This is a genomic window from Bombilactobacillus sp. ESL1202 (assembly GCF_058107125.1).
Genome location: NZ_JBYLTX010000003.1, coordinates 1 through 11842, shown reverse-complemented (window position 1 = coordinate 11842; position 11842 = coordinate 1). Strand labels below are relative to the sequence as shown.

General features: G+C 33.6%; 6 protein-coding genes, 2 pseudogenes and 1 riboswitch. Of the genes and pseudogenes, 3 read left to right on the top strand and 5 right to left on the bottom strand.

The window, feature by feature from the left end; translation table 11 throughout:
• Positions 1-68 precede the first annotated feature (68 nt).
• Positions 69-167: riboswitch (TPP riboswitch) on the bottom strand.
• An 82-nt stretch (positions 168-249) separates the two neighbouring features.
• Together AC3B7A_RS09270 and AC3B7A_RS09265 are read right to left on the bottom strand one after the other, a co-directional pair.
• Entirely contained in the window at positions 250-924 is a 675-nt protein-coding gene (locus AC3B7A_RS09270; protein ID WP_489756642.1) for a hypothetical protein, read from the bottom strand.
• A 106-nt stretch (positions 925-1030) separates the two neighbouring features.
• Entirely contained in the window at positions 1031-1774 is a 744-nt protein-coding gene (locus AC3B7A_RS09265; protein WP_489756641.1) for a hypothetical protein, read from the bottom strand.
• 931 nt (positions 1775-2705) lie between these two features.
• On the opposite strand from AC3B7A_RS09265, the gene AC3B7A_RS09260 reads away from it, so the two are divergent.
• Entirely contained in the window at positions 2706-3629 is a 924-nt protein-coding gene (locus tag AC3B7A_RS09260; RefSeq protein ID WP_489756640.1) for a proline iminopeptidase-family hydrolase, read from the top strand.
• Positions 3619-5238: a peptide ABC transporter substrate-binding protein gene (locus AC3B7A_RS09255; protein WP_489756639.1), complete on the top strand. Its 1620-nt coding sequence runs from the start codon at positions 3619-3621 to the stop codon at positions 5236-5238. The genes AC3B7A_RS09260 and AC3B7A_RS09255 overlap by 11 nt, the downstream gene beginning before the upstream one ends.
• Positions 5239-5456: 218 nt before the next feature.
• Here AC3B7A_RS09255 and AC3B7A_RS09250 read toward each other — a convergent pair.
• A pseudogene (locus AC3B7A_RS09250) lies at positions 5457-6469 on the bottom strand (IS110 family transposase).
• Between the two features lie 1716 nt (positions 6470-8185).
• On the opposite strand from AC3B7A_RS09250, the pseudogene AC3B7A_RS09245 reads away from it, so the two are divergent.
• Positions 8186-9198 (top strand): annotated as a pseudogene (locus AC3B7A_RS09245) (IS110 family transposase).
• A 218-nt stretch (positions 9199-9416) separates the two neighbouring features.
• On the opposite strand, the gene AC3B7A_RS09240 reads toward AC3B7A_RS09245, so the two are convergent.
• Entirely contained in the window at positions 9417-11036 is a 1620-nt protein-coding gene (locus AC3B7A_RS09240; RefSeq protein ID WP_489756639.1) for a peptide ABC transporter substrate-binding protein, read from the bottom strand.
• Positions 11026-11842: proline iminopeptidase-family hydrolase (locus AC3B7A_RS09235; protein ID WP_489756638.1), on the bottom strand; the 817-nt coding region annotated here is incomplete at its 5' end. The genes AC3B7A_RS09240 and AC3B7A_RS09235, both read right to left, overlap by 11 nt.

Below are 11842 nucleotides of genomic sequence, written 5' to 3'. Positions count from 1 at the left end.
AAATACACATTTGTGGCAATAAAAAAAGTATTCTTTGGCGTTTCAGCAACAACTTCGCAAAAAGAATACTTTTAATTGATCACAATTCCTACGTTTGTCTTAACAAAACAGGTTCGAAGGGTCTGATTTTAATCATTCTCAGCACAGTGGCTCCCCTTTGCGATAGCTAGATATTTATATAAAGTTAGTGTATAACGTTTACATAGAAAATACAATCTTAAATCTTAAAATTTTTAACTGAGTGCTTATTTAATTTAAAGCGGGCTTCGTTTGATTAGCTAAAATCCATTGGCGGTTGGAGCCCAGACGAATATATGTTTGTTGATTAATTGTTTTTACGCCAAAAGTAGCATAAGTCATATTAGTATTAACGATCTTGCCAGTTTTAACTCCGAATTGGTTGACCAAATCATTATTAGTGTTTACCGTAACAACTTTTGGTAATAAATACACTGCTGCAGCTGAGACCCACTGATTATTACCTAAATCTACGGCGTAGACATACTCTGATTGATTAGCAAAATCTACTTGATTAATTGTCCAATCAGATACTTTATCACTTAACTTTCCAACCGACTGAGTAAGTTGTGGATCTTTGTACACTGGAATCGGCTGACCATTAGAAAAAGCTTCTTTATAAATGTATGCACCTGATTTTACTTCATGGCTGACTGCATTAAATGGGGCACTGACCCATTGATTATCACCTAAGTTATAAGCTGTTGTTTTACCAGAAGCGTCAACGTTTTTTTCATAAGTTTGCCAAGCACTAATTTGAGATAGGAGTCTAGTGCCAATGGGTTTACTTAATTGTGGATCTTGATAAGTCATATTCCTCTGTCCATGTGAATAATAAATATCATGACTAGGTACGACAACTGCTTTGGTTGATATTATTGGTAAACTAATTGCGATAATTATCATGGCAAGCAATCTACTGCTTAAAGATTTTAAATTTGATTTCATGGCTACTAATTTCCTTTTTTCTATTTAACTTTTTAACTTTCAAAAATATATAATTTTAACTAAATTAATTTATATAAGCCTCATTTAAATTAGCCCACTGACGGTTTGACCCCAACTTAACATAATTTTGACCATTAATATTTTTTATACCATAGACTTTATAAAAATCAGAAGCTTGTATTTTATTTGTTGGTGTTCCCCATTGATTAAATAATTGTGTTCCAATGTTAAAGTCATACATCCAACGAACAGCAACGACGTTATTGGTGGTATCAACCCATTGATTAGCTCCTAAATCAACACGTGTAATCGGATTGCCGCTTGCACTATTGCTGGCAAATTTACTTACTTTCCAATCAGCAATTTTAGGATCTAGATAACCAGTGATATGCCATAATTGTGGTGAATCATAGATTGGAACCCGTTGATAGTTAGAATACGCTTCTAACAAGTTATTTGGCTTTTTGTTTTTGACGACACCGCCGACAAAAACATCGGTACTTTTGACCCATTGATTAAAACCTAAATCAAAGGAATTAAATGGTACGTATGTTGTATCGTCTTTAGGACGACTCTTTTGACTAATAGCAGTGACTGCCCAATCATTGATGTTAGTTGCTAAGGTTTTACCAGTTGGTTGGGTGCACTCAGCATTATAATAGATTGGCACCGCTTCCTTTCCAGAACTGATCTGAAAATTGCCGATTGATCTAACATAAAGTTGTGCATTAACTCGTTGACCAGTTAAAAGTAAACAACTAAAAATGACAATAACTAAACTATTAATTAATGACGATTTTATTTTCATGATTCTGATCCCCCCTTTTTTTAATATAAATTAATTATATCGCAAATATATGCTTTTTTATCAATTTTCTTAAAGTTTTTACATAATTATCATTAAAATGTTTATTGCCTTTATAAAATCTATTTTTTAAGCATATTTTTGTGATATTTTGGATATAAGTTAGTAAAGGGATAAATTATCAACTGCACTTTTTATTTAGACTTAGTAATTATTACTTTCAGTTAATACTGATACAGTTGATGTTACTAATTACAATAGATATCTAATTTTATTGATGTGCGTAATCGTAACAATTATGGTTAAGAAGACTAGTAAATGAATTACTTTGTAACTACCAATACATGAAAATGTGACACAAGCTGATTTTTAACTATAATGTCTGATTTTGAATCTTGCAATTAAAATATCCTTGACAAATCGCAATTAAAGTTTTAACATTCATATTAAATTTAAATGATAATAAAATTAGAAAAAAGCAATGACAAAGTAAGTAGTTACAAAACTGCGGTTAGCGAACCTGGTTTAGTGCGAGCAGGGACAAAGTTTTGTCAATGAAGATCACTTTGGAGCTATCAACTGAATTAAGTAAGCCTGATCGGCCGCCACCGTTATCAGAGGTAAGCAAATCGTAATTGATTTAAAGTTGCTGTTTGTTAAGTTAAACATGAGGTGGTACCGTGCATAATTGCACCCTTTTAAGAACAATTCTTATAGGGGTGCTTTTTTTATGGAACTGTGACAATCAGATTAATGATCGTATTTTGATAATTGAACGAGCATTAATTTATATTACGTTTCTAGCAATAAAAGCTACGCCTAACCTTATTTAGTTGAGATGAGGTTAGGACAATAAGATTAAGGCTCATATCAAAACGACTTTTGTCTCAGCCTCTTAATAATTTTATTTTTCAAATAGAAAAGGAGTTAATTGATGATGTCGGGTAGCAAAATTTTAACTTTAAAGAATGGTTTTCATTTATTTACGCGCACAGTTGGTGAAGGTTCCGTCAAATTATTATGTGTCCATGGTGGTCCCGGTAGTAATCATGAAGAATTTGAGAATTTCCATGAGCATTTAACTGGTGTGCAAGTTTCCATGTATGACCAATTGGGTTCGTTTTATTCAGATCAACCTGATTTTTCCGATCCTCAAAATCAAAAATATTTAACTATTGACTATTATTTGTCAGAGTTGGAGGAAGTTCGCCAGCAATTAGGTTTAGACGATTTTTACTTGCTGGGCCATTCTTGGGGTGGTGTCTTGGCTCAAGAGTATGCTCTAAAATATCCAAAACATCTTAAAGGTTTAGTATTGATGAGCATGATTGACAATATTCCTGAATATATTACGCATATTAATGCACTGCGTGAGCAAATGTTTTCTCAGTTTTGGGTAGATTACATGAAAGATGTTGAAGCCCAACAGCGTTTTGACGATCCTAAATATAATGAGTTAGTGACACAATTATACAAGGTTTATGTTTGTCGTCATCCTGAAAATGGCGGTCATCATACTGTTAGTACCAATGCCACGGCGGTTTACAACTATTTTCAAGGTAATAATGAATTTGTGATGACCGGCACTTTGAAAAATTGGGATCGGCGCTCGGACTTGTACCAAATCATGACGCCAACGCTGTTAACTTTTGGTGATCACGATACGATGCCACTTTCTGTTGCTCGACGGATGCAGCAAACTTTACCTAATGCCCGTTTGGTCATTACCCCGGATGGTGGTCATTGTCACAGTGTTGATAATCCACGGGCTTTTTTTCAAACATTGGGGCAATTTTTAGATGATGTTGAAGCTAATCCGCAGTTGAATTTGAAAGAAGGGTTAAGTCATGAAAACTAAATGGAGCTTGTTGATTGGTGGGGTGTCTTTAGTATTTTTAGCTGGTTGTGGTTCTAAAACCACCACCTCGTCTTCTAATCAACAAATTAATTTGATGCAAACTGGTGATTTGTTATCACTCGATACCTCCGAGCATGCTGATTTACAAACTTGGAATACTTTAGAAAATTCCATGGAGGGTTTATATCGCGCCAATAAAAAGAATCAACCCTCAGCTGCCATGGCTACCAAAGTTGTTAAACCAACGAACCAGGGATTAACTTATACTTTTCCTTTAAGAAAAAACGCTAAATGGAGTAACGGGCAACCAGTGACTGCGCAAGATTTCGTGACTGCCTGGCGCCGTTCAGCTTCACCGACTGCTAAGTCGGGCTACAATTATATTTTTGCCGGCATTAAAAATGCCCAAGCGATCGCTAAAGGCCAGAAGAAGCCTCAAGAGTTAGGCGTCACTGCTCTTAACGACCATACTTTACAAGTACAATTAGAACATCCCATGCCATATTTTGACAAAATGATGGTGATGCCAGCATTCTTCCCCGAAAATCGGACTGCTTTAAAACAATTCAAATCTAAATATGGTACACAGTCTAAGTATTTATATTACAATGGTCCCTTTAAAGTTACGCAATGGAACGGTAATAGCGACAGTTGGGTGTTAAAACCTAATCCACATTACTATGCTAAAAAGCAAATTCATCTGAAGACGATTAAGTATCTAGTGGTTAAAGATGCTAATACTGCCAATGAATTATTTAGTCAAAAGAAATTAGATGATGCTACGATTACGGGTGTCACTGCTAAAGGCTTGCAAAAATCGAAAAATTTGATTCATCAGCGCCGGGCGGGGAATTACTATTTGCGGGTTAATCTCAGTAATCAGCAACCATTAACTAATGTGAAAATGCGCCAAGCAATCAGTTTAGTTATTAATCGAAAAGCTTTGACTAAAAATGTCTTAGCTGATGGTTCTCAGCCAGCTTACACTTATACTGCCAAGGATTTAACGACCGATCCCACTACCGGTCAAGACTTTGCGACAGAAACGACGCCATCAAGGACTTATGATTTAAAACAGGCTAAGACTTTATGGCAGCAAGGTCGTCAAGAAACACATTTGAAAAAGCATGTAACTTTGCAACTATTAGGTGATGATCAAACAATTACTAAGAATGTTGCCCAATTTTTACAAAACTCTTTGGAAAAAAATTTATCTGGTGTTACTGTTGATTTACGCAATGTTCCAGAAAAAACTAGTTCCAGTGAAATGCATAGCGGTAAGTTTGCATTGGGCCAAACTTTATGGTTAGCAGATTTTGCTGATCCTATTAGTTTTATGGGGATTTTGGAAAGCTCCAATCCACAAAATTATGGAAAATATCATGATGTAACTTATGATCAATTATATCAACAAGCTAGTTTGAATAGTAGTAATACTTCTAAGGAATATTGGCAAACTATGCAGCAATTACAACTGCATTTAAATCAATCAATGCCAGTTATTCCGTTATATCAGATGGTAGAAAGTCATTTAGTTAATCCTAAATTAAAGGGAGTCTTACGACATACTGTTGGTGAAGATGATTATACGCGGGCTTATTTAAAATAATATATAATTAGTTTTAAGCTAAAAAACAGGATAATCCTAAATTTATTTTCTACCATTATTCAAGTAAAACTTTGATTAATTGGGATCTAATTTTATCTTAACCCTTAGGTTTATTATTTTAAGATGTTGAATTACCTGTGTTCTATGATTTTTGGCAATACCAAATCAACACCTTAACCAGCGATTTTTAAGGTGCTAATAAAAATTTAAATTAATCATTATCTTAGTTGATAATTATACTTTTGATTTGTTAAAATAAGGTGATATATCGTTCTGATGAGGCGGTTTATCGCAGCTATGGCAATCTTCTTGGTCATTTTTGATCCCGAAGATTGCTTTTTGCTTTGATAAAAGTCACAGATATGATTCCTGCTTGAAAGATGTGTTCCCGCCGAGACAATATTCAATAATGGTTCGATATAGGCATTGACTTTATTAGGTGATTTAAAACGTCTAATATCTCCTAATTCGGCGATTATTAAATTAGCACTGACTTCGCTGATTCTAGGAACACTACATAAAATCTCAAATTCAGGTAATTCTTGCGCTAATTGACTCATCATCCACTGCTGAATAAGAGACTTGTGCTATATCTCCATTAAATTTTGTGCGCTGATTTGAGCACGTTTCTGTGACATAGATTTCGGTGTAGAAGCTAAAAAAATCTGAGTCAAACTGTCTAAATTTTGTTTCTTAACCAAACTAGCTATGGGAAATAATTGAACTAAATTCCAATACATCTCACCGCACGGATAACTCAATAAATGTTCAATTTCCGGGAAAGTCAATTGTAAGATACGATGCAGCCGATTTTTAGCTCTAATTAAATCAGCAGTTAATTCCTGGTAAAAACGAATCATATCTCTTAATTCTATGTAAACCGGATCTTGTTGATATTGTGCAACTCTATTCAAAACAAATAAATTATAAGCATCAGCGCGATCCGTTTTATACGGTCGTAACTTGTCAATTTGTTTCTTGGCCTGTAAAGGATTTAAGCAGAGATGTACTGATAATGATTATTTGATAGAAAAGCTTGTAAACGCCGTGAATAAACACCAGTGGCTTCAAAAACAATTTCTGGTTGATTCATTGTTTTTAAATCGGCTAACAATTGTTCAAAGCCCAAGTAATCATTGCTAATTTTATATTGTTTAATCACCTGTTTTTCAACAAATACTGCAACATTAGAAGATTGACTACTAACATCAATGCCAAATACTACTCGCATAATTAATACCACCTTATGATATGAAACGGACTTATCAATCTAATTTTCTATACACGACGTTTTACGTCCAACATTTTTCGAACAGATTTAGATAAGATTATGAAATTGCCAGTTTTGGTTGCGGCGTCTGGCGCCAAAGAAAGTTTCGACTTATCAATTTCATACCCACTTTTAATTATCTATCCACCACTAAGCTTAGAATGTTTTTATGTTGCTTGTTTAATAATTAATAAATTATTACTGGTACTAAGTAATTTTTTTATGGCGTTTATTCAACAAGATTTGACTAACCTTGTTAGATTTTGGGGGGCATATTAAATCGTGTATTATATTTTGGCTTTTTGATTAACGGTATCAATTCTAATTGGGATTTTCTGGTAAATCAAGCAAACTAAGTTAGTAGCAATTGGAACTTGCATGTACAATTAAGGCATACGGCTAATAATTTATTTAAATTAACATTACAACGTTTTAATCTTGAATTAAATATAAGAGATTTTTGGTTATACTTAACAAGTAGGTCTGACATGGATATTAATTTCTTATTATAAGTAACTAAAAAGCATATCCTAGTTAGGTTTTTATTTTAATTATTTTTTAACTGTAAATCATAAGATTATCCAGCTAATCATATTGCTGTTAAAAATAATAATGTTTTTTCTTGTTATCATTAAAATCACATGAATTAAGTGATGCTAATAATACTTATTTAAAATAAAAAAATGCATATGTAGGTAATATATAAAAATAAGTGACTTAACCAACACCTAATCCACAATTATGTTGATATGCATATTGATTATATTAATGTTGCATGATTTTTAAATCAATTATAATCAAAAAAATATATAAAAGATGGGCTATATAATTTAAAAAAATGAAAGTTAACTAGTACTAAATGTTTTTATAAAAAAGAAAAGTTTGACAAAAAAGTAAGCTGATTTAATAAATATTATAACTAAATCAAATGGAAATTAGTAATATTAATTATCAAAAGAAATGGATAAAAAATATAAAGATTCAAAAAGAGTCAAAGCAAGATAGTGCTATGAGCTAAAAAAACATTATTATTTTTAACAGCAATATGATTAGCTGGATAATCTTATGATTTACAGTTAAAAAATAATTAAAATAAAAACCTAACTAGGATATGCTTTTTAGTTACTTATAATAAGAAATTAATATCCATGTCAGACCTACTTGTTAAGTATAACCAAAAATCTCTTATATTTAATTCAAGATTAAAACGTTGTAATGTTAATTTAAATAAATTATTAGCCGTATGCCTTAATTGTACATGCAAGTTCCAATTGCTACTAACTTAGTTTGCTTGATTTACCAGAAAATCCCAATTAGAATTGATACCGTTAATCAAAAAGCCAAAATATAATACACGATTTAATATGCCCCCCAAAATCTAACAAGGTTAGTCAAATCTTGTTGAATAAACGCCATAAAAAAATTACTTAGTACCAGTAATAATTTATTAATTATTAAACAAGCAACATAAAAACATTCTAAGCTTAGTGGTGGATAGATAATTAAAAGTGGGTATGAAATTGATAAGTCGAAACTTTCTTTGGCGCCAGACGCCGCAACCAAAACTGGCAATTTCATAATCTTATCTAAATCTGTTCGAAAAATGTTGGACGTAAAACGTCGTGTATAGAAAATTAGATTGATAAGTCCGTTTCATATCATAAGGTGGTATTAATTATGCGAGTAGTATTTGGCATTGATGTTAGTAGTCAATCTTCTAATGTTGCAGTATTTGTTGAAAAACAGGTGATTAAACAATATAAAATTAGCAATGATTACTTGGGCTTTGAACAATTGTTAGCCGATTTAAAAACAATGAATCAACCAGAAATTGTTTTTGAAGCCACTGGTGTTTATTCACGGCGTTTACAAGCTTTTCTATCAAATAATCATTATCAGTACATCTCTGCTTAAATCCTTTACAGGCCAAGAAACAAATTGACAAGTTACGACCGTATAAAACGGATCGCGCTGATGCTTATAATTTATTTGTTTTGAATAGAGTTGCACAATATCAACAAGATCCGGTTTACATAGAATTAAGAGATATGATTCGTTTTTACCAGGAATTAACTGCTGATTTAATTAGAGCTAAAAATCGGCTGCATCGTATCTTACAATTGACTTTCCCGGAAATTGAACATTTATTGAGTTATCCGTGCGGTGAGATGTATTGGAATTTAGTTCAATTATTTCCCATAGCTAGTTTGGTTAAGAAACAAAATTTAGACAGTTTGACTCAGATTTTTTTAGCTTCTACACCGAAATCTATGTCACAGAAACGTGCTCAAATCAGCGCACAAAATTTAATGGAGATATAGCACAAGTCTCTTATTCAGCAGTGGATGATGAGTCAATTAGCGCAAGAATTACCTGAATTTGAGATTTTATGTAGTGTTCCTAGAATCAGCGAAGTCAGTGCTAATTTAATAATCGCCGAATTAGGAGATATTAGACGTTTTAAATCACCTAATAAAGTCAATGCCTATATCGAACCATTATTGAATATTGTCTCGGCGGGAACACATCTTTCAAGCAGGAATCATATCTGTGACTTTTATCAAAGCAAAAAGCAATCTTCGGGATCAAAAATGACCAAGAAGATTGCCATAGCTGCGATAAACCGCCTCATCAGAACGATATATCACCTTATTTTAACAAATCAAAAGTATAATTATCAACTAAGATAATGATTAATTTAAATTTTTATTAGCACCTTAAAAATCGCTGGTTAAGGTGTTGATTTGGTATTGCCAAAAATCATAGAACACAGGTAATTCAACATCTTAAAATAATAAACCTAAGGGTTAAGATAAAATTAGATCCCAATTAATCAAAGTTTTACTTGAATAATGGTAGAAAATAAATTTAGGATTATCCTGTTTTTTAGCTTAAAACTAATTATATATTATTTTAAATAAGCCCGCGTATAATCATCTTCACCAACAGTATGTCGTAAGACTCCCTTTAATTTAGGATTAACTAAATGACTTTCTACCATCTGATATAACGGAATAACTGGCATTGATTGATTTAAATGCAGTTGTAATTGCTGCATAGTTTGCCAATATTCCTTAGAAGTATTACTACTATTCAAACTAGCTTGTTGATATAATTGATCATAAGTTACATCATGATATTTTCCATAATTTTGTGGATTGGAGCTTTCCAAAATCCCCATAAAACTAATAGGATCAGCAAAATCTGCTAACCATAAAGTTTGGCCCAATGCAAACTTACCGCTATGCATTTCACTGGAACTAGTTTTTTCTGGAACATTGCGTAAATCAACAGTAACACCAGATAAATTTTTTTCCAAAGAGTTTTGTAAAAATTGGGCAACATTCTTAGTAATTGTTTGATCATCACCTAATAGTTGCAAAGTTACATGCTTTTTCAAATGTGTTTCTTGACGACCTTGCTGCCATAAAGTCTTAGCCTGTTTTAAATCATAAGTCCTTGATGGCGTCGTTTCTGTCGCAAAGTCTTGACCGGTAGTGGGATCGGTCGTTAAATCCTTGGCAGTATAAGTGTAAGCTGGCTGAGAACCATCAGCTAAGACATTTTTAGTCAAAGCTTTTCGATTAATAACTAAACTGATTGCTTGGCGCATTTTCACATTAGTTAATGGTTGCTGATTACTGAGATTAACCCGCAAATAGTAATTCCCCGCCCGGCGCTGATGAATCAAATTTTTCGATTTTTGCAAGCCTTTAGCAGTGACACCCGTAATCGTAGCATCATCTAATTTCTTTTGACTAAATAATTCATTGGCAGTATTAGCATCTTTAACCACTAGATACTTAATCGTCTTCAGATGAATTTGCTTTTTAGCATAGTAATGTGGATTAGGTTTTAACACCCAACTGTCGCTATTACCGTTCCATTGCGTAACTTTAAAGGGACCATTGTAATATAAATACTTAGACTGTGTACCATATTTAGATTTGAATTGTTTTAAAGCAGTCCGATTTTCGGGGAAGAATGCTGGCATCACCATCATTTTGTCAAAATATGGCATGGGATGTTCTAATTGTACTTGTAAAGTATGGTCGTTAAGAGCAGTGACGCCTAACTCTTGAGGCTTCTTCTGGCCTTTAGCGATCGCTTGGGCATTTTTAATGCCGGCAAAAATATAATTGTAGCCCGACTTAGCAGTCGGTGAAGCTGAACGGCGCCAGGCAGTCACGAAATCTTGCGCAGTCACTGGTTGCCCGTTACTCCATTTAGCGTTTTTTCTTAAAGGAAAAGTATAAGTTAATCCCTGGTTCGTTGGTTTAACAACTTTGGTAGCCATGGCAGCTGAGGGTTGATTCTTTTTATTGGCGCGATATAAACCCTCCATGGAATTTTCTAAAGTATTCCAAGTTTGTAAATCAGCATGCTCGGAGGTATCGAGTGATAACAAATCACCAGTTTGCATCAAATTAATTTGTTGATTAGAAGACGAGGTGGTGGTTTTAGAACCACAACCAGCTAAAAATACTAAAGACACCCCACCAATCAACAAGCTCCATTTAGTTTTCATGACTTAACCCTTCTTTCAAATTCAACTGCGGATTAGCTTCAACATCATCTAAAAATTGCCCCAATGTTTGAAAAAAAGCCCGTGGATTATCAACACTGTGACAATGACCACCATCCGGGGTAATGACCAAACGGGCATTAGGTAAAGTTTGCTGCATCCGTCGAGCAACAGAAAGTGGCATCGTATCGTGATCACCAAAAGTTAACAGCGTTGGCGTCATGATTTGGTACAAGTCCGAGCGCCGATCCCAATTTTTCAAAGTGCCGGTCATCACAAATTCATTATTACCTTGAAAATAGTTGTAAACCGCCGTGGCATTGGTACTAACAGTATGATGACCGCCATTTTCAGGATGACGACAAACATAAACCTTGTATAATTGTGTCACTAACTCATTATATTTAGGATCGTCAAAACGCTGTTGGGCTTCAACATCTTTCATGTAATCTACCCAAAACTGAGAAAACATTTGCTCACGCAGTGCATTAATATGCGTAATATATTCAGGAATATTGTCAATCATGCTCATCAATACTAAACCTTTAAGATGTTTTGGATATTTTAGAGCATACTCTTGAGCCAAGACACCACCCCAAGAATGGCCCAGCAAGTAAAAATCGTCTAAACCTAATTGCTGGCGAACTTCCTCCAACTCTGACAAATAATAGTCAATAGTTAAATATTTTTGATTTTGAGGATCGGAAAAATCAGGTTGATCTGAATAAAACGAACCCAATTGGTCATACATGGAAACTTGCACACCAGTTAAATGCTCATGGAAATTCTCAAATTCTTCATGATTACTA